Genomic DNA, 24423 nt, shown 5'->3' on the forward strand with positions numbered 1-24423 from the left:
ACGTTTGATTGAATACAGTAGAATTGATGTAGCACAGCGGGTTATAACACGCCCCGGCGCATCAATAAAAAAGGGTAGGGTAATTTAGGAAGGAATTAGAGCGTGCCGACCATATTAACTGGCTTTACCCATTCGTCGAATTGTTTGCTCGTCATTAGTTTTAAACCAACAGCCGATTCGCGCAGCGATAAATTTTCTTTCATTGCCTTTTGGGCAACCCGGGCAGAATTTTCGTAGCCAATATGCGGGTTTAAAGCGGTTACCAGCATCAGCGAAGCTTCGAGGTGCTTTTTGATGCCTTCGTAATTGGGCTCTATCCCCATAGCACAATGCTCGTTGAAGGAGGTGCAGACTTCGCCAATGAGGCGGGCAGATTGCAGGAAGTTGGCCGCCATAACCGGCTTAAATACATTTAGCTGAAACTGCCCGTTCGATCCGGCTATTGTGATAGCTACATCGTTCCCCATTACTTGCGCGGCCACCATGGTAACCGCTTCGTTTTGGGTAGGGTTGATCTTACCGGGCATAATGGACGAGCCTGGTTCGTTCTCGGGCAAGTGCAATTCGCCAATACTACAGCGCGGGCCCGATGCCAGCATACGGATGTTATTGGCAATCGTCATCAACGATACCGCTATCTGTTTCAGCGCACCGTGGCTTTCTACGATAGCATCATGGGCAGATAATGCCTCAAACTTGTTGTCGGCTGTGCGGAATGGCAGATTAGTAAATTGCGCGATATATTCTGCCACTTTTACATTATAACCTTCGGGTGTGTTCATACCGGTGCCAACTGCCGAGCCTCCAAGGGCCAGTTCGGAAAGGTGATCGAGCGTATTTGTTAAAGCCCGCAATCCGTGATCCAGTTGAGATACATAGCCGGATATTTCCTGCCCAAGCGTTAAAGGCGTGGCATCCATTAAATGCGTGCGGCCTATTTTTACAACGTTTTTAAAATCTGCTGATTTCTTTTTTAAAGTGTCGCGCAGTAGTTCAATGCCCGGTATGGTAACATAGATGAGCATTTTGTACGCCGCTATATGCATAGCCGTTGGAAAGGTATCGTTTGATGATTGCGATTTATTTACGTCATCATTGGGATGAACTACCGTTTTACTATCGCCCAGCAAACCGCCGTGCAATACATGCGCACGGTTAGCTATAACTTCGTTCAGGTTCATGTTAGATTGTGTACCCGAGCCGGTTTGCCAGATAACCAGCGGGAACTCATCCGGCAGTTTTCCCTGCAATATTTCGTCGCATACCATCGCAATCAGGTCGCGTTTATCTGCGGGCAGCACATCCAGGTCTGTATTGGCATAAGCGGCCGCTTTTTTAAGGTAGGCAAATGCCTCTATAATCTCGGCCGGCATAGATGCCTTCGGGCCGATCTTAAAGTTATTACGCGAGCGTTCTGTTTGTGCTCCCCAGTATTTTTCTGCCGGTACCTGCACAGCACCCATCGAGTCGTGCTCTGTTCTGAAATGCGGCTCGGTATCCGGAATGTTTATAGTTAATGTTGACATAGGATGTGTAGTTTGATGTGCTGTAAAGGTGGACTATTAACCATGGGCAGTTATGATGGCGGTCATTAAAAAGGATGATGCCAGTCACAAAAAATATTTACTAAACTGCTTTGTATTAATTAGTTAGTGTCGGATCCTGATAGTAGCATGTCTGCGAGTCGCCCGTCCAGGTTGTAAATGTCTTTCCTAAAGTTAAGATGGCCTCCCCTGTCAGTAAAGGCGGTAAAGTAGGCTATGAATACCGGCACCTTTTTATTTAGCGTTATATATCGTTCTTTGCCCGCATGCATGTATTGGTTGATTTTAGCATCATTCCATACCGCATTGTCTTTCAACAGGAAAGCGGCAAACTTCGTAGGTTCGGCGATGCGGATACAACCGTGGCTAAAAGCCCGGGTTGTTTCGCCGAACAGGGATTTTGAAGGGGTATCGTGCAGGTAGATGTTGTAGCTATTCGGGAATAGGAATTTTACCAGGCCTAAAGAATTGTCCTTTCCGGGTTTTTGCCGCACAACAGGCAAGCCGTTACTACGCCCGGTTATTTCCATATTATGATCGCGCAGATAATTGCCGTTCTTGTTCATCCCCGGTATTATCTCTTTAGTTAATATCCCCGGCGGCACGTTCCAATAGGGGCTGAAAACTACATATTGTATTTCGCCATAAAAAGCGGTTGTAGGGTGCTCAGTTTTACCAACTACCACGTTGCTGCTCCAAAGCAGGCTATCGGCATGGTACACGTGCATTTTAAACTCGGGTATGTTTACGGCAACGTAATCTGTATTTAAACTTACCGGGAGCCAGCGGCTCCGCTCCATATTCACCAGTATTTGTTTTATTCGTGCCAATAAGGGCACATTCAATTCTGTTAAGGTTTCGTTATTTAAAAGCCCGGTGATGGCCAGCCCGTGCCTGTCCTGAAATACTTTAATGCCGCCTTGCATTTCGGGGTCGTAGGTGTTCTTTACCGTATCGCCGCTAAAATCCTCCAGCTTAAATAAACGGGCTCTGGCCATTTGAATTGCTACAGTTGTGTCGCCCAATGCCGGTTTCTTACTTAGGGTTATAGGTAGCCATTTGTCGTTTGCGGCCAACAGGCTGTACTTTCTCAGGTAGGTTCTTAGTAATTCATACTGGCGGTAAACCGGTTCGTTTGCAGATAGTTGCTTTCCGGGCGTTTTTAGCAAGCTATCCAGGTATTGGCTGTACGCAATCTTCTTCCTGGGCAATAACCAACCGCTTGCTTTGCTTGCCGAGACGTCGATCCCTTCGTAAACCGATTTTGAAAAATTGAAGTACTGAGCGGTAAGCATCAACTCTGCCTCAATTTCGGGTTGATGGCCGGCGGGGCTTGGTTTTGTTTCGTTTATCAAGGAATCCAGCACACGCTGATAGGGCGGGCTTTTGCTGAGCCCGTCGCTTTTAAAATTAAGTATCCTGCTGGTTAAGTTACTTGCCTGTTCAATAAGCAAACCGTTGTTAAACCATGCATAGGTAAAGTTCCGTTGCCTGTAAAAAGCGGCAACCTCGGCCTGGTTTGGCGTAAGTAAGGGATAGCGTTTAAAAAAGCCTGCAATTTGTAAGCTATCAAAAGAGGCGACCGCAATAGTAGTGTCCCGATGGATGGTTGTTGCAGATTTCGGAGCTCCCTGCCCGCAACCGGCCAGCGAGACCAAAGTTGCCGCAGATATCATTAAAGATTTGATGAGATAGATTTTCATGGCCGGTTATTGTTTGGCAGAAGATTCGGCACCCCATTTCCAGTTTAAAATTTCGGGCATATCCTTGCCGTGTAATTTAATGTACTGTTTATGTTCTATCAGCTTATCTGCAAGCATTTGCTTGAGGTAAACTCCCTTGCTCCCTGTTTGCGGCAAGCGATCAATCACGTCCATCGCCAAATGGAACCTATCCATCTCGTTCAACACAGCCATGTCAAAAGAGGTTGTAATGGTGCCTTCTTCTTTATAACCGCGCACATGCATGTTGATGTTGTTTGCCCGGTTATAAGTTAAACGGTGTACCAGCCAGGGGTATCCGTGAAAGGCAAAAACAACCGGCTTATCCGTGGTGAAAAGAGCGTTATAATCTGTATCTGTAAGCCCATGGGTATGTTCGCTGCTTTTTTGCAGTTTAAACAGATCCACCAAATTCACTACGCGCACCTTTAGTTCGGGCAGATGTTCCCTTAAAATTGATACGGCAGCCAGCGTTTCTAAGGTAGGCACATCACCGCTGCAGCCCATTACCACATCGGGCTCACAATCCTGGTCGTTACTGGCAAAATCCCAGATACCTATACCGCGGGTGCAATGTTCAACCGCCTGCTGCATATTCAGCCACTGCGGTGCCGCGTGTTTACCGGCCACAATTACATTTACGTAATGATAGCTGCGCAGGCAATGATCCATTACCGATAACAGGCAATTGGCATCGGGCGGTAAATATACCCTAACGATGTTTGCCTTTTTGTTCACCACATGGTCTATAAAACCAGGGTCCTGGTGGGTAAAGCCATTATGGTCCTGCCGCCAAACGGTAGAGGTGAGCAGGATGTTCAATGATGCTATTTTTCTGCGCCAGGGTAGCTCTAAACAGGTTTTAAGCCATTTAGCGTGTTGATTGAACATGGAGTCGACAATGTGAATAAAGGCTTCGTAGCAGTTGAACAGACCGTGCCTGCCTGTGAGCAAATAGCCTTCCAGCCATCCTTCGCATTGGTGTTCGCTCAGCATTTCCATCACACGACCATTGGCAGCCAAAAACTCATCGCTTTTAATAACGGGTGCATCCCATTGCCTGTTGGTAACCTTGAAAACATCATCCAAGCGGTTAGACATGGTTTCATCCGGCCCGAATATCCTGAAGTTTCGCTGGCTCTCATTCTCTATAATCACATCGCGCAAAAAACGGCCGCATACGTAGGTGTCGCCCTCGCCATTAGCGCCGGGAGCTTCTACAATAGCTGCATAATCCCTAAAATCGGGCAGGCGCAGCGGATGAAGTAATTCGCCGCCATTGGTATGCGGATTGGCACCCATGCGGCAGTCGCCTTTGGGTGCAAGTTCAGCCAATTCAGCAACCAATTTTCCTTGCTCATCAAATAGTTCTTCGGGGCGATAGCTTTTCAGCCATTGCTCAAGCATATGTAAATGCTCGGGAGGGCTGCTGGCCGATACCGCAAGCGGGATCTGGTGCGACCTGAAGTTACCTTCTATTTTGTAGCCATCAACTTCCTTTGGCCCGGTCCATCCTTTTGGCGACCGCAGGATGATCATCGGCCAGCGAGGGCGATGTCCGTTTGGATTTTCGGCATCGTACTTAATTTGTTTAATACGATCTACTGCGTAATCCATTGCAGCGGCCATATCGCGGTGCATTTGCTCCGGGTCGTCGCCTTCTACAAAAATGGGATTCCAGCCATAACCGATAAAAAGCTGTTCCAATTCTTCATGGGTTATGCGTGCCAATACCGTAGGATTGGATATTTTATATCCGTTGAGATGCAGTATGGGTAACACTACGCCATCCGTTAAAGGATTAAGGAATTTATTAGAATGCCAGGCAGTAGCCAATGGACCCGTTTCGGCCTCTCCATCGCCAACCACGCAGGCAACTATCAGGCCCGGGTTATCCAGCACCGCACCAAAAGAATGGCTTAAGGAGTAACCTAATTCGCCACCTTCGTGGATAGAGCCGGGTGTTTGAGGCGATGCATGGCTGGAAATACCACCGGGAGATGAGAATTGGGTAAATAGTTTTTTCAAACCTTCTTCGTCCTGGCTGATGTCCGGATAAATTTCGCTGTAGGTGCCTTCCAGATAAGTGCCCGCTACCACAGCCGGCCCGCCATGCCCCGGACCGGATACGTACAGCATACTCAGGTCGTATTTCTTGATGATACGGTTAAGGTGCGCGTAAATAAAATTCTGGCCAGGCGTGGTTCCCCAATGGCCCAGCAGCATAGTTTTTACATGCGCCAGTTTAAGGGGCTCTTTTAACAAAGGGTTATCTCGCAAATACAGCTGCCCAACAGACAGGTAGTTAGATGCACGCCAGTAAGCATGTATCTTATGTAGTTCTTCTGCACTTAAGGCATCGGCAATTGTATCTATCGTTTTCAAATCCATTTTAGTTTTAATTAATGGTAGTATTATTCAGAACCCGGCTAACCAGCCGGGCTATCATTAGTTCTTCGTTTGTTTGCATGGCCTGCACGGTTACCCTGCCCGGCTGGGCCGATATAGTTTGAAGGCCGCCGTTATTTGCTTTTTCATCTATTGCTATGCCCATAAATTCTAAGCCGCTGCAAATGCGCTCCCGTATTTGGGGTGAATTAGCGCCGATCCCGCCGGTAAAAACCAGCCTGTTTAAGCCACCCATTGCGGCAGCAAGCGCACCTATAAATTTGCGGGCCCGGTAGCAGAAAACGGTGAGTGCCAAAGCGGCTTTTGGGTTATGTTCTTCCATCTTTAATAATTCGGCAACATCGCCGATGCCCGAGATGGCTTTTAAGCCCGATTCGTTGCTGAGCAATTTATCCAGTTCATCGGCGGTTAAGTGGTGTTCTTTTAGCAGGAACAGCAGCACGCCCGGATCTAGGTCGCCGCTGCGTGTACTCATTACCAGGCCGCCAAGCGGCGTTAAGCCCATGGTGGTATCTATTCCCACGCCATTATCAACCGCAGCCATGCTGGCACCGTTACCCAGGTGAGCTATAACTATCTTTTCCTGTTTAGTCGCCGGGAGGGTTTCAATAAGCTTTTGCATAATGTATTGATAGGAGAGGCCGTGGAAACCATACTTCATCAGGCCTTTGGTTTGAAACTCATGGGGCAGTGGGTAGTATTTTACATGATTGGGCATGTTGCAGTGAAATGCCGTATCGAAACACGCAACTTGCGGCAGTTTTGGATAAACTTTTTGGATGGCTCTTATTACCTGTATCTCGCCTGGTAAATGATTGGGAGCGAGATAAATCAATTCCTCAAGTTGTTGAAGCAGATTATTGGTAATCAGTTCCGGCTCGCGATGGTCGGGGCCTCCCTGAACTATTCGGTGCCCAATTGCAGATAGGGTGAACTCTTGCTTATGCTCGCCTATGTACGCTATAATCTCCCTGGCTGCGTCTGCCACATTGCCATAGGCTGAGGTTTTTCCTCTAAGCAAATTATGCCGGCTGTTAAAAATTTCAAATCGGCCCTTATCTCCGCCTATTTGAGTAATAGCGCCCGAGCGCAATACCTTTAAATCGGAGGCACCATACAGGCAAAACTTAAGGCTGGATGAACCACAGTTAAGCGCAAGGACACAAGTTATTGAATGAGCGGGCATTACATTTGAATTAGTAGCGGAAAGATGCAGATGTAAATCAAAGGTAACGCCGGCGGGCATTTGAAACGTGACGGAGGGGGCGCTAAAAAGTGATGAGTATCATTATTTTACGCAAACAATTTGCCCCATAATGTTATTCTGCTGCCTGGTAAACCAATAAAGGGATAGCTATATGGGCGGCCATTTTTTGGGTATGGCTCAACTTTAAAATGTCATCAATAAAACTGTAGGGGCCGTGGGTCATGGCAAGTATATCTATTTGGCCGTTTTCGCAAAGCCAGTTCAGTCCCTTTTCTACATTGCTGTCTTTAAGAGCCCGGTAGTAAATGTGCGGATAGTGGGCCTTGTTGGATAGTTCGGCGATTAACTGATCTATTAACAGTTGAAGCGCGGGTGAATGGTGGTCATCTGTATAGATACGTGTTAAGAGAATATCAGCGTTCATCAGCCTTGCAAATTCAATAAGCTTAAATATCGACTTAGTATCTTTTCCCACTTGATTAAAATCGGTTGCGAAGGCTATCTTTTTAATTTTCCTGATAGCCGCTTTTGCCGGAACAACTAAAAGCGGTTTGGTTGCTGTATCGATAAGGGTATTACAATGGTTTCCTAATAGAAAAGTGCTGAGGCCATCACTACCATGGCTACCTGTTATAACCATGCTTATTTCCTCATCAGCAAGGTGTGCTATCACATCCGCAACTCTTCCGGCTTCGGCCTTGTAGCTTACAGCGGGTTTAAATGTATCCGAGTAATCATTTTCCTCCAGGTGGGTTTTTAGTTTTTGAAGTTCCGCGTTGCTGTCATTATTCATTTCATCACTCTCGTACATGGGCCAAACAATCATTCCGGATTGCGGCACTTCTGCGGGTACCGTAATGGCATGTGCTAATAAAATGTTGACTTTAATCTGTTTAGCAAGGTTATAACCGTAAGCCGCAGCATGAGCGGCCATTGGCGAAAAATCTGTGGAGATGAGTATAGTTTTCATACCCAAAGCTGAAACTAATATAGTTGCATAGAAATGATTACAAGCATCTACGAATATGATTAACGTCAATAATGGAAGGGTGAAATAGTAATGATCAAAAATATTTAGATAATGCCAAAGGATGTAATATCGATACCTCAATTTGAGAAACTGCTTAGCTTGCTATTTACAAGCCTACGTGTCGCGATAAGGATCAAGAAAACACTCGTACATGGTTGCTTTTTTGATGTTGCAGTATTAACCAATGTTTAAATTATTAAACAGGGAGTATTTGATAAAGCTATATTTCCCGAGAGAGATCCCCGTACTAATACCTGCTTTTTAATTTATTTGAAAATTTATTTGGAATGTTAAGTTACATGCAATAAGTTAGCGTTAACTTAAACCTATCGTTAAATTATGCTTTTTTTTCAAAAGTATTCAAACCCCGAAGCAGTATTAATTGGTCTTTTAAAGCTTTTGGGTTCTCCTGTTAAAGCTGCTGATGCAATTACTGAATTAAGTATCCACCCCGAGTACAACTCGCTTTTAGCCTTAAACGATGTATTAAATAATTTTGGTGTAGAAGCAGGAGCGTACCGAATCTCGCCGGATGAGTTAGCAGATGTACCCTGCCCGTTTATTGCCCATACCAGCAGCAGGGGAGCAGAGTTTATGCTGGTGACAGCGATGGATGATAAAACGGTAACCGTTAACCATCAGGACAGTAAAGCGCAGCACATTAAACTGCCTGAGTTTAAAGCAAAGTTTGGTGGTGTTGTACTGGTTCCTGATGACGCAGGCACAGTGCAAAACCAGCAATCAAATCTGTTGGATTTTATAAAAGATAATGGCACCGCCGTGCTGGCGCTTACTTTACTGGCGTTAGTATTGCTGGCAGCGGTGAGCGCATACGGGGCGCCTTTATACGAAGGTAGCTGGCAACTGCCTCTGGCAGCTTTTTTTAAAACAGGCGGTTTAACCGTTGCCGTACTGCTGCTGGTACAAAGTATCGATAAAAACAACCCGCTTGTGCAGGTGCTTTGCGGCGGCGGAGGCAAAACAAATTGTAACGCCATTATTTCTTCTGATGCGGCAAAAGTATTTGAAGGACTCAGTTGGAGCGAAGTGGGGTTTTTCTATTTCGCCGGCAGCTGGCTGGCCCTGTTGTTCGCTGGTAGCAGTACAGCCATTTTGCAACCCCTCGCCATCCTCAATATAGTAAGCTTGCCCTACACTTTTTACTCCATTTATTACCAGGCGCGTATTGCCAAACAGTGGTGCGTTTTATGCTGTGCGGTGCAGGCATTGCTTTGGCTGGAATTTATACCACTTGTGACCTTATTAAAGCAGCCTTTCGCGGTAATGGATATTAACGGCCTTACACGCCTGTTTATATGTTTTGCATTGCCGGTTGCGGTATGGTTGATGGCCAGGCCTGTTTTACTCAAAGCACAGCAGGTAGGGCCGTTAAGGAATCAGTTGCGAGCCTTTAAATACAATTCCGAATTATTTAACAGCATATTGAAAGAGCAGCCCAAGTATGCTTTACCTCATGAAGATTGGAGCATTGTAACAGGCAATGTGGAAGCCGGCAACGTCATTACCATGGTAACCAATCCTTATTGCCCGCCCTGCGAGAAAACGCATAATGTGTTAAATGATTGGCTTAATAGCCATTTAGATATACAAGTGAGGATTGTGTTTACGGCCGACAATGACGAAAACGACATAAAAACGCCTGTAGCCCGCCACCTGATGGCTTTGAATGAATTGCCCGATAAAGGCACGGTAAAAAAGGCCTTGCATGAGTGGTACGGTCAAAAACAAAAAAATTACCATGATTGGGCTAAACGGTACCCCGTAAACCTTGATACTACTAAATATTATAAAATAGAAAAACAGAAGGAGTGGTGCGAGATGGCGGAAGTAAAAGCCACGCCCACCTTGTTGATAAATGGATACCGTTTACCTAAAGAATACCAATTAAAAGATATTAAATACCTAATGGTACAGCAATAAAGGAAACTTCTCGCGAAAGTAAAGGAGTATGCACTTTACATACATACCGCCAAAATTGCCTGGGCGTGGTTAAGGCAAAAGTAACAATTAATTAAGTTTCTATTTATGTCAAATTTTAACAAACTCAGCCGGGCTGAGATGAAGAATGTTTTAGGTGGGGTGTTAGCTGGCGGTCCATGCCCCGCTTATTGCGAGCCAATGGGTGGCACAATTGTATGTACCACAGCAGATGGGCAAAATCACACCGGCAATTGTAATACGTTGCCTGCTTCGCAGCAGGTTGGCGCACACAACCATTGCGAAAACTCGGCAACGGGCAATTTCAACTGTTAATAAAATATCGACCCGGAAACTTGTTTCCGGGTCGATACTTCTTTCGTCTACATACTTTAGTTAATGTCCTATGAAAATATGCTCATCCATTGTTTTTTTGCTTTTTTCTTGTCTGTTATGTCAAGCCCAAAAACCTGCCATCATACATATTACTCTAGAAAACAGCAAGCAGTTACAAATCGACCATTTGTCCATTTTTAATAAAGTGGGTAAGTACGAGTTGACAAAAAAAGACGATACGCATTACACCCTAACATATAACGAGCCAATACCGGGCATTTTGTATTTGAATTTAAAACCATTTTATATTACACCCGGAGATAGCATCCAATTAACCTGGCGGCTTTTTTCAAAAACTACGGACGTGCAGGTAGACAGCCTGTTTGCAAAGGGCGTAAATGCCGGGAATTATATGTATTCCAATTATACAATGACCAAGAAGCTGGATGCCTATTATCCTGATTTCGAAGCTATTAAATATAAAAATAACCCAACGTTACTCTATCAGGATCTTAGCGCGTTTGAAAAAGTGTATTTTAACTACTTTGATAAACTCTTAACATCTCTAAAGTGCTCCCCGGCTTTAATTGGCTTTGTGAAAAGAACCGAGCACAATCAATTCATTTTCAATATGATCTATTTTGAAAATGAATTGTATGAAAGTAATAATCCGGGCTTGGGTGCTTTTTCTAAGGTTTTAGATGAGTCTTTTAACGCTACCAAATTTTTACCCGGCGATACTCACTTCAATTTTGTACAGGAAAATTTGTTTAAGCGATACTTAGCCAGGTTGGTACAAATAAAATTCAAATACCTAAGCAGCCGTACCGATGCCCTTGCTTTGTTTAACTACATTGATAAATATCCCAATGCCTACATTAGAGAATACTTCCTCTACTTTTTGGTGAAGGAATATCGCAGCAAAACAAAGCTTTTAAACCAGGAAAAGCTGGAAGACAGTTTACGAACTATCACCAATGCGGATATCAAAGACGACATAAAAAATTATATAGATTTTTAAAACTTGCGCCTCGGGGATATCGTTTTTTTGAAACCTCAATCCTTGCTAAACTATTCCAGCGGATGACATTCATACGATAATACACCGACCTGCGAATTGGGAACGTGTAGTTAGTGTACCTGTAACAGGGTATACGTTCTGGTGTTAATCAACCTAAGCAACCCGGGCTTAACTCCGGGTTGCTGGTTTTATAAATGATTTAACCTTTAAAATTATGAAGAATTTTTTTTTAATGTTATGCCTAACATGCTCTTTTTATATCGGCCACGCACAGAAAACATCCAGCATTGCGATTACTTTGAAGAACATCACAGATATCAATGTTGAACAGCTCAGCTTTTTTGAACAGCCCCGCAGTTACAATTTGGAGAGGCCCTCTGACGACGAGTTACGCATACTATTAAAGAGAGGTTATAACTTGCCCAGGTCTGCTTTTTTCAATGTTTCAAAAATAGATGATCATCATTACCTGTTGAAATACCGATCTGACAAACCGGAAATGGTGTATCTTAATTACAGGCCAATTTACATTACCCCCGGAGATAGTGTGCAACTGACCTACAAAATGATGGGACCGAATTGGAACTCAGACCAAGATAGTCTTATTGCTCATGGAAAGAACAGTAGTAACTATATGTTTTCAAATTATTTGTTTAACCGTGCACTTTTAAAGCACAAGCCTGAAGCAAAAAATGTTAAATATGATCAAAACGTTAAGCTTTTTTACGACGACCTTGTTAAGTTCAATCAGATCAAAGATGATTTTTTTCAACCCCTGTTTACAAAGAAAGCATGCGCTAAACCATTGATCGATTACTTGAGCAGGAAACGAAGAATAGATTTTTTATTTGATTTGTATTATTACGAGCAGGAATTTCAGGATAATAAACATCCCCAGTTGGCTAAGTTCGGCAGTTTGATAGACAGCGCTTTTGCAAATACAAAATTTAACCCTGCCGATACCAGTCTTTCATTTGTAATGGAAAATGTGTTCAGGGGGTACTTTAAAAGACTGGTAAATGTAAAGTTTAATCATTTGACGAGCAGAAAAGACTATGATCATCTTTACAGCGATATAAAAAATTACCCCAATCCTTTTATCAGGGAATATTTTTTATATTTTTTTGCGATGAATTACTATAAAGATCCTCAAAACGCTAATGCGGCAGAAGTTGATGCACTTGTTGAGCAGAGTAAGAACGCCAATATCCGTAAAGCTTTTAAAGATCGCATCTGAGATGGGGGGAGCGCAGGACCGGGGCGTGGTTATGGCAAAAACAAATAATTGTAAGCTTATAAAATTACAGGCATACCCGCTAATTTTTTGATTGACAAGAACGAGAATATTATTGCGAAAAATTTACACCGCGACGAACTGTCTAAAGAAATGGAGAAATTAACACCGAAAGAATAAGCTATTCAATTACCAAGGTGCTGATGCCAGTTTTATATTTAATACCACGCGCTTAACAATAACTATGCCTTTCCCTTATTACAAACAACCCGATCAAATGGACTGCGGCCCTACCTGCCTCCGCATGGTGGCCAAGCATTTTGGGCGCAATATCAAATTACAAACGCTAAGGCAGCTTTGCGAGATAAACCGCGAGGGAGTATCGCTTTTGGGCATCAGCGATGCGGCGGAAAAAGTGGGCTTTAGGTCGCTTGGCGCAAAGCTGAACCTTTCAGAATTGAAGGAGGCAGAACTGCCTTGTATTTTGCACTGGCGGCAAAATCATTTTGTGGTGCTGTATAAAATTAAAAACGGGCGTTACTTTATTGCCGACCCGGCCGCAGGCCTTATTAAACTTACCGAAGCCGAATTTGCAAACAACTGGCTATCAGATACCGAAAAAAACGAGGGGATTGCCTTGCTGTTAAGCCCCACGCCACATTTTTACCAGGAGGACGATGAACAGGGCACCGAAGTTAAATGGAGTTTCCTACTCCGTTATTTGATTACTTACCGACAATTGGTTATACAGTTGCTGTTTGGGTTGGGCATAGGTACATTGCTGCAATTAGCCGCACCGTTTTTAACCCAATCGGTGGTTGATATCGGCATCAACACGCGCAATCTTAATTTTATATATATCGTTATTATAGCGCAAGCCATGCTCATTATCGGCAGGGTAAGCGTAGAGTTTATCCGTAGTTGGATATTGCTGCATATCAGCACCCGTATCAATATCTCTATCCTTACCGATTTTTTGATCAAACTGATGAAACTGCCCATCAGCTTCTTCGATACCAAAATGACGGGAGATATTATGCAGCGGATGAATGATCAGCGCCGTATAGAAACCTTTTTAACAGGCTCTACCTTAAGCACCCTGTTCTCCATGTTCAACCTTGTGGTGTTTTCGGTGGTACTGGCTTATTATAACCCGCTTATATTTTTTGTTTACCTCATTAGCAGTGCTCTGTATATCGGTTGGATACTTGTCTTTTTAAAACGCAGACGGCAGCTTAATTATAAAAGCTTCGAGATAGCCTCCAAAAATCAAAGTAGTATAGTACAGCTTATAAACGGCATGCAGGAAATTAAACTGAACAATAGCGAGCAGCAAAAACGCTGGGAGTGGGAGCATTTGCAGGCAAGGTTGTTTAAGTTCAATGTAAAAAACCTCGCCTTAAACCAGTACCAGCAAGGTGGCTCTACCTTTATTAACGAATCTACAAACCTGCTCATTACCTTTTTAAGCGCCAAGGCGGTTATAGATGGGCAGTTTACGTTGGGTGCCATGATGGCCGTGCAATACATCATCGGGCAGTTGAATAGCCCTATACAGCAATTTTTAGGTTTTATACAGGGCTTTCAGGATGCAAAGATAAGCCTGGAGCGGTTGAACGAGATACACCAGATGGATGATGAAGAACCTGTTGAAAAAGAATTCAATCATGCCCTGCCGGATGACCGCACGCTAAGTTTAAACGATGTATCGTTCCGTTACCCTGGCGCAGGTAACGAGCCGGTACTGTCAGATATAAACCTCAGCATCCCGCAAGGCAAAACAACCGCCATTGTGGGTATGAGCGGCAGCGGCAAAACCACCATCATAAAACTATTGCTCAGGTTTTACCTGCCTCAAAAAGGCGAACTGAATGTTGGCGGGCAATTGCTCAATAACATTGGCTTTAAAATATGGCGCAGCCAGTGCGGTGTGGTGATGCAGGATGGCTTTATATTTTCTGATTCTATAGAACGCAATATAGCCGTTGGTGATGATTATCCCGATAGCGCAAAGTTACAGCACGCCATAAAGGTAGCCAACATACAAGATTTGATAAGCAGTCTGCCGCTGGGTTTAAAAACTAAAATAGGGGCAGAGGGCAACGGTATAAGCCAGGGGCAAAGGCAGCGGCTGCTGATAGCACGGGCTGTTTATAAAAACCCGCATTACCTGTTTTTTGACGAAGCCACCAATGCGCTCGATGCCAACAACGAGCGGGTGATAATGGATAACATGAAGGAGTTTTTTAAAGGACGTACCGTAGTGATAGTAGCGCACCGCTTAAGTACGGTTAGCCATGCCGATAACATTATTTTTTTACACAAAGGCCGCATTGTGGAGCAGGGTACGCATAGGCAGCTAACGGCACTTAAAGGCGAGTATTACAACCTGGTAAAGAACCAACTGGAACTGGGAAATTGATTTCGGATTCTCGATTTCAGATTTCGAGTTTAGGATTTAGCGTTTAGCAATTAGAATTTTACAAACATGCCTTTTACTATTAACCAAACAGCAGATAGCCAGCGCCATACCGATGATATGCAGGATATTATTACAGCGGTACCATCGTGGATTTTGCGCTGGGGCATTACCTTGTTTTTTTGCATTATAGTGTTGCTAATAAGTTTATCTGCCTTTATAAAGTATCCCGATATTGTTAAAACCCAATTAAAACTAAGCTCGCCAGATGTGGCTAAACCCGTAGTGCCCAAAATTACCGGCAGGCTGATAAAGCTTTTGGTGGTAAACGATGAATTGGTTACTGCCGGGCAGCCATTGGCTTACCTGGAAAGCATAGCCGACCACAAGAAAGTACTTACGCTTTTAACACAGCTAAAAATAATGCAGGGTAAAATTACAGCGGGCACACTTACCGCTTACACCGACTTTGACGGGGCAGGCAATGGCGGCCTTGGTGAGCTACAGGCATCGTACCAAACATTTACCCAGGCTTACCTCACCTATATGGCATCTGTAAATGATGGCTTCCTGTTAAAAAAACGGGCATATCTGCAAAAAGACATTATTGGGTTAAACAAGCAAAGAACCCAACTGGAAGCCGAAAAAGCCCTGCAGCAAAGAGATTTAAGCATTGCCGAAGAGGATTACGGTATGCATAAAAAGCTGGCTCAGCAGCGGGTTGAAACACCCGCCGAATTAAGGCAGCAGGAGAGCAAGTACCTTAGCCGCAAAGCGCCCCTATTGCAAACAGAAGCATCCCTGATTGCTGCCAATACCAATTACTTAAATAAACAAAAGGAGATATTAGAGCTGGATAATGAGGTGGTTGAAGAGAAGTCTAATTTTCTGCAGGCATTAAACAGCCTGGTGAGCGAGGCCGAGGATTGGAAATACAAATACATTTTATCGGCATCGCAGGCGGGTAAGGTTTCTTTTGCGGGAATCATCCAGGAGAATCAAATGGTTTCGCCGTCGCAGGAAGTATTTTACATCAATTCCCAAAATGTACATTTTTTTGGCGAAATGAATATCCCGCAAAACAATCTAGGCAAAGTAAAAGAGGGGCAAGCGGTATTAATAAAACTAAAAAGCTACCCCTTTGAAGAGTACGGGATGCTAAAAGGCACCATTAGTTATATAAATGATGTGCCTTTTAAGGATAGTTTATTTACCGCCAGAGTTGTTTTAAAATCATACAAGGCATCCGATTTAAAAAGACCCGTTAAGATCAAGCAAGGTATGATGGCCGATGCCGAGATAATTACCGAGGACGCAACATTGCTGCAACGACTTACAAGGAACGTAATAAAGGCTATGAATAGTAATTGATCTATTCTCATTAATCGTTTTTTACGACAGTCTGGAAGTCGATTTTGTATGGAATCTTGTATGTGAAAAAAGAAAATTCGCGAACTTTCGGTAAAGTTTCGTTGATTTCGCAGTTTTAAAGTAGTCTTTAGGGGAAGAATCTCGAACTCTTTTACTTTTATAGGTGATTTGAAACGTTTAGCTGGTTGAACTGCAGTTTTAAACCCCCAAAGAGGCGGATGTTTGCGGCACTGATAGCATATGAAATACTGTTAGCGGATGGGTTTGGCTCGTTTTTGAGCGATATACCAAGTCGACCTGAAAGTATTGAGCATTATTCTGTAGTTTGGTTGCGGAACCATACAGATAATTTATTTTTGATTGAAATCAAGGTCAGGCCTATGCAACATCAAACCGGATATCATCTACGCTACAGTTGATCGGGACCTTGTTTTTTTCATTATTTAAAGATTCATCGGGCGAAGCAGCCCAAATTTGGTGCCCAATTTTTGCTGAATTATAAATAGCATTTCGCCTTTTTGGATGAGTGGCAGTAGATTGTTTCGGCTCTAAAGGCTCTTCATGTATTCTGGTAAGCCAATAAACTGCCCTCATCTATAACGAGCAAAATTTAATAAATAGCCAACAATTTACGTTCTTGCTTTTTAAGTGTAATTTTTTCATTACATTAGGTTCCTAATTTGCGCCATAAGTATTATAAATGAGGGCCTTCAGTTTAAACAGACGCCAGGATCTTACATTTGAAGAAGTTTTTGAACGTTATAAAAAGCAAGTTTATAACCAGGTGTATGCTATTGCCAAATCTGATTACGCAGCAGAAGAATTAACGCAGGAAATTTTCATTAAACTCTGGCTGAATAAAAACGCTCTGCAGGATGTAAACAACTTGGGTGGTTATATATATACTATGGCGCGCAATTATTCCCTCAATTATTTGCGCAAGGCTGCCAGCGATACTCGCCTGGTAAATGAATTGATGCTGGTAACCGTTACAAACGATAATAATACCGAGGCGGGCATAGCTGTATCTGAGTGTAAGCAACTCATCTCAGCTGCGGTTAACCATCTTTCACCGCAAAGGCAACTGGTATATAAACTGAGTAAAGAAGATGGCTTAAATTATGATGAGATAGCCACTATGCTTAATCTTTCAAAACATACCGTTAAAAATCATTTGTTAGCCGCGCTGGCCTTTATTAATAATTTCCTCGCAAAAAATGGCGTAAACCCAACTCTAATAGCCATCGTATCCGCTATTTATTTAAGTAGATAGCGGTTTTCTAAGCAAAGCACCCGTTTTGGTGTAAAAAATACACTAAGCACAACTTGTTTTTAGGCGATTTTTAGTATTTTATCTAATAATCTAATTCTAGGTCGTCGATTCCGGGCTATTTGATAGCGTGAATGCCATTTTTTAATATTTTTTTAACTTTTTCTTTACTTCCATTAGTCTGTTACGCGTTTTGCTGTGTCTTTAGCATATTAAACCACAGTTAATGAACGATAGGCAGCGGAAGGAATACCTTTTAAATAAGTACATTAATAATGAATGTACGCAGGAAGAGTTTAACGAATTTTTAGAGTTGGTTAAGGCCTCCCCGGATTTTGAGGGTTTTGACGGCCCGATGCAACAACAATGGCAAAATGCCCAGGGTGACTCCACGGCTCATCAGCCCAATTGGGATGGCATGCGTAACAATATCTCGCTAAGGTTATGGGCGCTTAAAAAACGGAAGCAATATGTTAGATCCGCAACACTCATTGCGGTTGTCATTAGCGTTACGGCATTCTTTTTTTACTATAAAACATCAATTAATAACGCTTCTGTAAATTATATTACAGCATACGCAGCCCCGGCAAATACAAAGGTTGTTTTATTGCCCGATGGTACAAAGGTTACTCTCAACTCAAACAGTACATTGCGGTACCCCGAAAAACTTGATGGTAGCACCCGTGAAGTTTATTTAAAGGGCGAGGCCTATTTTGAAGTAGTGCACAACGTAAACAAGCCGTTTGTTATCCACTCCGGTAAATTATTAACTAACGTATTGGGTACAACTTTTACCGTTAGCGCCTATTCGCCGCTGCAAGCTATGAATGTAACTGTGCTTACCGGCAAAGTAGCTGTAAAGGACGAGCAAACCCAGGCATTGGCTATACTAACCCGTGGGCAATGGGCAACTGTAAAACCGGGCGAAAGAACTTTTAGGCTTGGTAAGATGGCCACTCCCGAAGACGCAATTGCCTGGATAGATAACAAATTGATTTTTGAGGATGTAGACCTGCAGGATGTTGTTGTGAAGCTAAACAATAAATACAATGTGCAGATAAATGTCGCCAGCAACAAACTGGCCCATGAACACATCACGGGTATTTTCGAGTCGCAAAGCCTTCCGGGCATTTTAGAGGCACTAACAAAGCTCACCCATTCTAATTACACCGTACAGCACAACACTTATACAATTAAATATTAGCTAAACTGATTGATTAAAAACTAAACTGATCGCCTATAGAACAAAAAAAGACATAAAAAAAGGTTGAATGTGTTCCAGCACATCCAACCCTCAGGGGCACAGAGCCCCCAAATTCATAGTTCCCATTTAAGGGTATTTCGTCACTACAAATTTTTGAACAAATATATGACAAATAAATCATTGTCCTTTCACTTGTTAAGTAAAGCACTCCTGCGGATAATAATCATCAGCACTGTTTTTTCTGTATGCTTTACTCAAACACAGGCAAAAAATACGTCAGCGCAAGACCTAAACACTCGTATTTCGCTAAAAGTGGTGAATATGCCGGTAAAAGATGTACTTAAGCAAATCAACAAAGAAACCAAATTAAGCTTTGTTTTCAGTAACTCGATTGTTACCGACCAGGAAGTAACTATTAACGTAAAAAACGAACAATTAAGCTCGGTATTAAAGAAAATCCTGAACCCTTTCGGTATGGATTATACAGTATCGGGCAACGTTATCCTTATCGACAAAAAGGCTGATGCCGTTGTTGGGCCTGCAGGCGTTACTCCTGTTAACGTGAGCGGGAAGGTTGTAGATAACACGGGCGTGCCATTAGTGGGCGTAACTGTTAAAATAAAAGGCACCAACGGCGGCGCTGTAACAAATACAGAAGGCCGCTACACGCTGGTTGTGCCTGATGAGAGTACGGTTATCGTGTTTTCATATATGGGGTTTGTAACTCAGGAAATTTCCGTAAACGGCAGGCAAACCATTGATGTGCAATTGGTAGAAAACCGCAACAACCTTAATGAAGTGGTTGTAACGGCGTTGGGTATATCGCGCCAGAAAAAAGCTTTGGCATACTCAGTAACCGAAGTTAAGGGCGAAGAGTTTACCCAGGCCAGAGAGAATAACCTGGCCAATGCCCTTACCGGTAAGGTAGCGGGTGTAAATGCTACAGGCCTTTCAACCGGCCCCGGCGGCTCCAGCCGCGTTCTCATACGCGGTAATGGTTCGCTATCGGGCGGTAACCAGCCCTTATACGTGGTTAACGGTATGCCAATTGATAACTCGGTACCGGGCGGTAGTGCAACAACCAATGCAGGCGGCGGCAACGTCGACCGCGGCGATGGCATTGCTGGCATCAACCCCGATGATATAGAATCGATAAGCGTACTTAAAGGAGGCACAGCAGCAGCATTGTACGGCGCAAGGGCGGCAAACGGTGTTATACTTATCACCACAAAAAAAGGCCGTGCGCAAAAAGGCGTCGGCGTTGATTACAACACTACATACACCGCCGAAACACCGGCTGTTTTTCCTCAATGGCAGTACGAGTATGGCCAGGGCGATGGTGGGGTAAAACCAATGACGCAGGCCGCGGCAATAACAACCGGAAGGCGTTCATTCGGTGCCAAAATAGATGGCTCTACTTACGTAGCTGCCGATGGATTGGAGCACCCGTACTCTGCTCAGCGCGACAACATCAAAAACTTTTATCGTACAGGTTCTACATTTACCAATACCGTTGCATTTACAGGTGGAACCGAGGCCTTTACCTACCGTTTTTCTGTTGCCGACCTTAACGGCAAAAGTATTTTGCCTAACAGCAGCTACGATCGCAAAACCGGCAACTTAAATGTTAGCGGCAAATTGAGCAAAAAGCTGAGTTTTGATGCACTTGCGCAATACAACATCGAGCAAGCCAAAAACAGGCCAAGTGCCGGCGATGCTTTGGGTAACCCCAACTGGACACCCTACATGATAGCCAATACGGCCGACATAAGGTGGCTTAACCCGGGATATGATGCCAATGATAACGAAATAGCCTGGAATGACGCACCCATCGCATCAAACAGCTACTTTGTGGTAAACAAATATCAGCAACGCGATACTAAGAACAGGTTTATTGGCCAGGCGGGCGTAACCTACGAGTTCATCAAGAACCTGTCGTTAAAAGGTGTGGTAAGCCGCGACTTTTACTTTTACAATTATAATTATGTATTGCCAACGGGCACGCTTTATGTGCCAAACGGACAATACAACGAGCTAAAGGTTGATGCATCAGAAACCAACGGTTTATTAACCTTAAACTACAACGGCAAAGTAAAAGATTTTGGTATCTCGGCCTTTGTAGGCGGTAATCAGCAACGTTCTGTTTACAACCAGGCTAGTACTATTGGCAGTAATTACATCATCCCATACTTTTATAGCCCAACAAACTTATCTACAATCTCTAACACGCCTACCAATAACAAAACTGCCATCAACTCATTAATGGGTTCGGCCGATATCAGTTATAAAAACTTTGCTTACTTAACGGTAACCGGCCGCCAGGATTGGTTTTCCACGTTAAGCCCGCAAAACAACACCATTTTTTACCCGTCGGTAGGTGGTAGCTTTGTACTGTCGGAGGCATTTAAATTGCCGCAGGGTATAAATTATGCCAAAGTGCGTGCATCATGGGCACAGGTGGGTGGCGGCGCGCCGGACCCGTACCAGATAAACCAGGCGTTTATTATGTTGCCAAGTTCGGGCCAGCCGCTTCAAACGGTATCAAGCACAACCATTACTAATCAGAATTTACGCCCCTACACCTCTACTACCATTGAGGCTGGTATCGAAGCGCGCTTTCTCAACAGCCGTATTGGATTTGATATCACCGTGTACGACCGTAAAACAACCGACGATATTGTGTCGACCGCTATTACGGGCACTACAGGTTATAACAACGTACTCTTAAACGTTGGCGAACTGAGCAATAAAGGTATCGAGGGATTGATAAATGGTACGCCAATAAAAACAGCAAACTTTACATGGAGCGCCAGCTACAACGTTGCTTATAACAAAAACGAAGTGGTTAAGCTAGCGGCGGGGCTCAACCAGATCCAGATGGCATCATCGGTAAACGGATGGGGTTATATCAACAATATTGTTGGCCAGCCTTACGGCTCTATCGTAGGCACGCGTATGATGAAAGATGCCAGCGGCAACGTAGTGTTTAATGCTACAACCGGGCTGCCTGTTGCAACAGGTTTGCAAACTTTGGGTAAAGGTGTTGCACCGCTAACCATGGGCCTTTCCAACGATTTTAGGTATAAGAGGTTTAGTCTTAACGTGTTGTTAGATGGCAAATTTGGGAACAAGGTATTATCGTTAATGGAAATCTACGGTACGCGCCTTGGTTTAATGAAAACAACGTTGCCCGGTCGCGATGGCGGTTTAGCTATCAGCGGGGTAGATCAAACTGGAGCACCGTATTCAAGAACCGTACCGGTAGCTAACCTTCGCACCTATTACGATAACTATAAATCGTACTCAGAGCTATTCCTGCACGATGGTAGCTTCGTAAAACTGCGCCAGGTAATATTAAGTTATAGCATCCCGGTAAGCGGCCTCAAAGCCTTGAGCCTGCAAAGTGCAAGCGTATCGCTTGTGGCGCGCAACCTGCTTACTATCTATAAGCAAACAGACAACTTCGATCCGGAATCGAGCTTTACCAATGGTTCCAGCCAGGGTTTTGAATCGTTTGGCTTGCCCCGAACCAGGAGCTTTGGTTTAAATTTAATGGTTAAGTTTTAATTAGATCACGTTAATGCCAGCATCATTTTAAAGACAATTGACATGAAAAAAAACCTCCTAAAATATTTAACAGTTTGTATTACCGCCTGTATGGGCTTGCAGGCTTGCGATAAGAATTTTGAAGTACTTAACACCAATCCAAACGCATCGGCAAACCCAACTCCCGCTTTTGTATTCACCAAAGCATTGTTAGATGGTACGGGCGATGTACTCAACCTGCTGCACGGCACCATGCAATACACTACCAGTTACAATGATGTAGCAGGTTTTGGCGCCAAATATATCCTTGCCCAAAGCGGGCAATCGTGGCCGGTGTTTAACAACGCCTACCCGCACGAGATAAACGAGATACAGCAGGTGATAGCCCAGGTAAATACCAACCCCGAGCAGGTGAACCTACTGGCTACCGCTCGTATCTGGCGTGTATATTGCTTTAGCCGTGTTACCGATTTGTATGGCGATGTGCCTTATTCTGATGCAGGAAAAGGTTATACCGAAGCTATTTATAAGCCAAGGTATGATGAGCAGAAGAATATTTATGCCGACATGCTTAAAGAACTTGATGAAGCCGCTGCAGCACTTAACGTAGGCAAAACCACCTTTGGTGCTGCCGACCTGATTTACGGCGGCGATGTGCCTAAATGGAAAAAGTTCTCGTACTCCTTGATGCTTCGTTTGGCAATGCGGATGACCAAGGTTGACGTTGTTGCAGCTGAAGCATGGGCAAAAAAGGCAATTGCCGGTGGCGTTATTTTAAACGATGCCGATATTGCTAAGGTAAATGGTTATGTGCTTGCAGGGCAGGATATTAACAAAAACCCGCTTGCATTAAATTGGCTTAACTCCGATTATGTGAAGGCAGATGGGGTGAGCAATCAGGAAGGCGGTAAATACCAGGATGTGTTTATTGATTATCTTAAGGCCAATAAGGATCCTCGTTTAGGAGTACTCTCTGTAGCCTGGATCGGCGGCAAAGCCGATACCTCATTTGCGGTACAAAAAGGTATGTCGGCAAAGTTGGGCACTAAACCTGCCGATTTTGGCACTTACTCTGAACCAAATCCGGCTACTATTTTGCAACTCAACAGCCCATACCTGCTGGTTACAAATGCCGAAACCAACTTCCTGCTGGCAGAAGCCGCTTTGCGTGGTTGGTACGGTGGTGCAAGTGCAAGCACGTCGTACGAGAACGGCATCAGCGCATCTATGCGGCAGTGGGTGCTTTTTGGTACAGGCGGCGCTATAAGCACCAATCAAATTCAAACTTATATAAAATACCATACGCTGAATACAGCAGGTACGGTAGCCGCGCAAATGGAGCAAATTCACACCCAGTTTTGGGTGGGTGTTTTCCCAAATGCAACAGAAGTTTTTGCAAACTACAGGCGCACAGGTTTCCCTGCGCTTGTGCCAAACACTTATGTGGGTAATGCTACCGGCGGTAAAATCTTCAGAAGGTTTTTATACCCGGCTACCGAGCAAAACTTAAACGGTGAAAACTACCAGGCTACAATTGCACGCCAGGGAGCCGACGAGTTCCTGACCCGGATGTGGTGGGACCGCCCTTAAAAAGAGTGTTTTTTATTAAAGAGGGCATAACTCCGCCGGGGAACTACACCCGGCGGGTTATTTAAAATTCGTAGTTAACCAACCAACTACATCATTTATAACCAATAAATAACCAAGCAATGGAAAGAAGATCTATCGTAAAAAAAATGCTGGCTTCAATTGCCGGTATCTCTGTATTTGGATTGGCAAAAGCCAACACTGTACAGGCAGAAAAAAAAGAGGTGAACAACATTACCGAATACCAGGATGTACCCTTGTTTTCGGGCTCAACCAAATTGGGCAACATGGTATTTATTGCCGGTAAAGGTGCGCATGTTGCGCCGTTTGAAATAAAAGAGCATACCGAAATTGTGCTGAAAGAACTGGAAAAAGAACTCATCAAGGCCGGCTCATCTATGGAGAAGGTTTTAAAAGTGAACGTGTATTTGAATGATATTGCCGACTACAAAGGCATGAACGAAGTTTACAAGGGCCGTTTCGGCAAAAACCCACCCGTACGCACCACCGTTGCCGTTGCAAAGGGTGGCGTCCCCGGCGATTCTCTTGTCGAGATGGATTGCATTGCCTACATCTAAGTTTAATA

15 protein-coding genes are annotated in these 24423 nt (G+C 43.9%); 10 read left to right on the top strand and 5 right to left on the bottom strand.

From position 1 onward, the window contains the following. Positions 1–95: 95 nt before the first annotated feature. The 5 genes from fumC to AC1DXC_RS05875 all read right to left on the bottom strand — a co-directional run bounded on the left by fumC (position 96) and on the right by AC1DXC_RS05875 (position 7992). Positions 96–1526: a class II fumarate hydratase gene (fumC, locus tag AC1DXC_RS05855; protein WP_477458206.1), complete on the bottom strand. Its 1431-nt coding sequence runs from the start codon at positions 1524–1526 to the stop codon at positions 96–98. A 119-nt stretch (positions 1527–1645) separates the two neighbouring features. Continuing rightward, positions 1646–3247, bottom strand: coding sequence for a L,D-transpeptidase family protein (locus AC1DXC_RS05860; RefSeq protein WP_477458207.1), 1602 nt, complete (start codon positions 3245–3247; stop codon positions 1646–1648). Positions 3248–3253: 6 nt separating this feature from the next. Next, complete coding sequence (locus tag AC1DXC_RS05865) at positions 3254–5656, bottom strand: phosphoketolase family protein (RefSeq protein ID WP_477458208.1); 2403 nt, start codon at positions 5654–5656, stop codon at positions 3254–3256. Positions 5657–5663: 7 nt separating this feature from the next. Continuing rightward, a complete protein-coding gene (locus tag AC1DXC_RS05870) occupies positions 5664–6920 on the bottom strand; it encodes an acetate/propionate family kinase (RefSeq protein ID WP_477458209.1) in 1257 nt (418 codons plus the stop codon). Positions 6921–6993: 73 nt separating this feature from the next. Further along, positions 6994–7992, bottom strand: a complete 999-nt coding sequence (locus AC1DXC_RS05875) for a universal stress protein (RefSeq protein ID WP_477458210.1) — start codon at positions 7990–7992, stop codon at positions 6994–6996. 258 nt (positions 7993–8250) lie between these two features. Between AC1DXC_RS05875 and AC1DXC_RS05880 the strand changes: the two genes are divergently transcribed. From AC1DXC_RS05880 to AC1DXC_RS05925, 10 genes are all read left to right on the top strand, one after another. Next, complete coding sequence (locus tag AC1DXC_RS05880) at positions 8251–9852, top strand: cysteine peptidase family C39 domain-containing protein (protein ID WP_477458211.1); 1602 nt, start codon at positions 8251–8253, stop codon at positions 9850–9852. Between the two features lie 520 nt (positions 9853–10372). After that, positions 10373–11206: a hypothetical protein gene (locus AC1DXC_RS05885; protein WP_477458212.1), complete on the top strand. Its 834-nt coding sequence runs from the start codon at positions 10373–10375 to the stop codon at positions 11204–11206. Positions 11207–11420: 214 nt separating this feature from the next. Beyond that, positions 11421–12443, top strand: a complete 1023-nt coding sequence (locus AC1DXC_RS05890; protein WP_477458213.1) for a hypothetical protein — start codon at positions 11421–11423, stop codon at positions 12441–12443. Between the two features lie 241 nt (positions 12444–12684). Then, positions 12685–14862: a peptidase domain-containing ABC transporter gene (locus AC1DXC_RS05895; RefSeq protein WP_477458214.1), complete on the top strand. Its 2178-nt coding sequence runs from the start codon at positions 12685–12687 to the stop codon at positions 14860–14862. A 66-nt stretch (positions 14863–14928) separates the two neighbouring features. Further along, positions 14929–16230: an HlyD family secretion protein gene (locus AC1DXC_RS05900; protein WP_477458215.1), complete on the top strand. Its 1302-nt coding sequence runs from the start codon at positions 14929–14931 to the stop codon at positions 16228–16230. 700 nt (positions 16231–16930) lie between these two features. After that, complete coding sequence (locus AC1DXC_RS05905) at positions 16931–17503, top strand: RNA polymerase sigma factor (protein WP_477458216.1); 573 nt, start codon at positions 16931–16933, stop codon at positions 17501–17503. Positions 17504–17726: 223 nt separating this feature from the next. After that, the gene (locus AC1DXC_RS05910) at positions 17727–18704 is read left to right on the top strand and encodes a FecR family protein (protein WP_477458217.1); all 978 of its coding nucleotides are present in this window, start codon (positions 17727–17729) and stop codon (positions 18702–18704) included. A 321-nt stretch (positions 18705–19025) separates the two neighbouring features. Continuing rightward, positions 19026–22271, top strand: coding sequence for a SusC/RagA family TonB-linked outer membrane protein (locus tag AC1DXC_RS05915; RefSeq protein WP_477458218.1), 3246 nt, complete (start codon positions 19026–19028; stop codon positions 22269–22271). A gap of 42 nt (positions 22272–22313) precedes the next feature. Then, positions 22314–23840: a SusD/RagB family nutrient-binding outer membrane lipoprotein gene (locus tag AC1DXC_RS05920; RefSeq protein WP_477458219.1), complete on the top strand. Its 1527-nt coding sequence runs from the start codon at positions 22314–22316 to the stop codon at positions 23838–23840. Positions 23841–23959: 119 nt separating this feature from the next. After that, positions 23960–24415: a RidA family protein gene (locus tag AC1DXC_RS05925; protein WP_477458220.1), complete on the top strand. Its 456-nt coding sequence runs from the start codon at positions 23960–23962 to the stop codon at positions 24413–24415. The last annotated feature ends 8 nt before the right edge of the window (positions 24416–24423 follow it).

The organism is Mucilaginibacter sp. P2_D11 (assembly GCF_056404435.1).

Coding starts and splice junctions, on each gene's coding strand:
- fumC (WP_477458206.1), bottom strand. CDS start 1,526: ATGTCAACATTAACTATAAACATTCCGGATACCGAGCCGCATTTCAGA.
- AC1DXC_RS05860 (WP_477458207.1), bottom strand. CDS start 3,247: ATGAAAATCTATCTCATCAAATCTTTAATGATATCTGCGGCAACTTTG.
- AC1DXC_RS05865 (WP_477458208.1), bottom strand. CDS start 5,656: ATGGATTTGAAAACGATAGATACAATTGCCGATGCCTTAAGTGCAGAA.
- AC1DXC_RS05870 (WP_477458209.1), bottom strand. CDS start 6,920: ATGCCCGCCGGCGTTACCTTTGATTTACATCTGCATCTTTCCGCTACT.
- AC1DXC_RS05880 (WP_477458211.1), top strand. CDS start 8,251: ATGCTTTTTTTTCAAAAGTATTCAAACCCCGAAGCAGTATTAATTGGT.
- AC1DXC_RS05890 (WP_477458213.1), top strand. CDS start 11,421: ATGAAGAATTTTTTTTTAATGTTATGCCTAACATGCTCTTTTTATATC.
- AC1DXC_RS05895 (WP_477458214.1), top strand. CDS start 12,685: ATGCCTTTCCCTTATTACAAACAACCCGATCAAATGGACTGCGGCCCT.
- AC1DXC_RS05900 (WP_477458215.1), top strand. CDS start 14,929: ATGCCTTTTACTATTAACCAAACAGCAGATAGCCAGCGCCATACCGAT.
- AC1DXC_RS05905 (WP_477458216.1), top strand. CDS start 16,931: ATGAGGGCCTTCAGTTTAAACAGACGCCAGGATCTTACATTTGAAGAA.
- AC1DXC_RS05910 (WP_477458217.1), top strand. CDS start 17,727: ATGAACGATAGGCAGCGGAAGGAATACCTTTTAAATAAGTACATTAAT.
- AC1DXC_RS05915 (WP_477458218.1), top strand. CDS start 19,026: ATGCCGGTAAAAGATGTACTTAAGCAAATCAACAAAGAAACCAAATTA.
- AC1DXC_RS05920 (WP_477458219.1), top strand. CDS start 22,314: ATGAAAAAAAACCTCCTAAAATATTTAACAGTTTGTATTACCGCCTGT.
- AC1DXC_RS05925 (WP_477458220.1), top strand. CDS start 23,960: ATGGAAAGAAGATCTATCGTAAAAAAAATGCTGGCTTCAATTGCCGGT.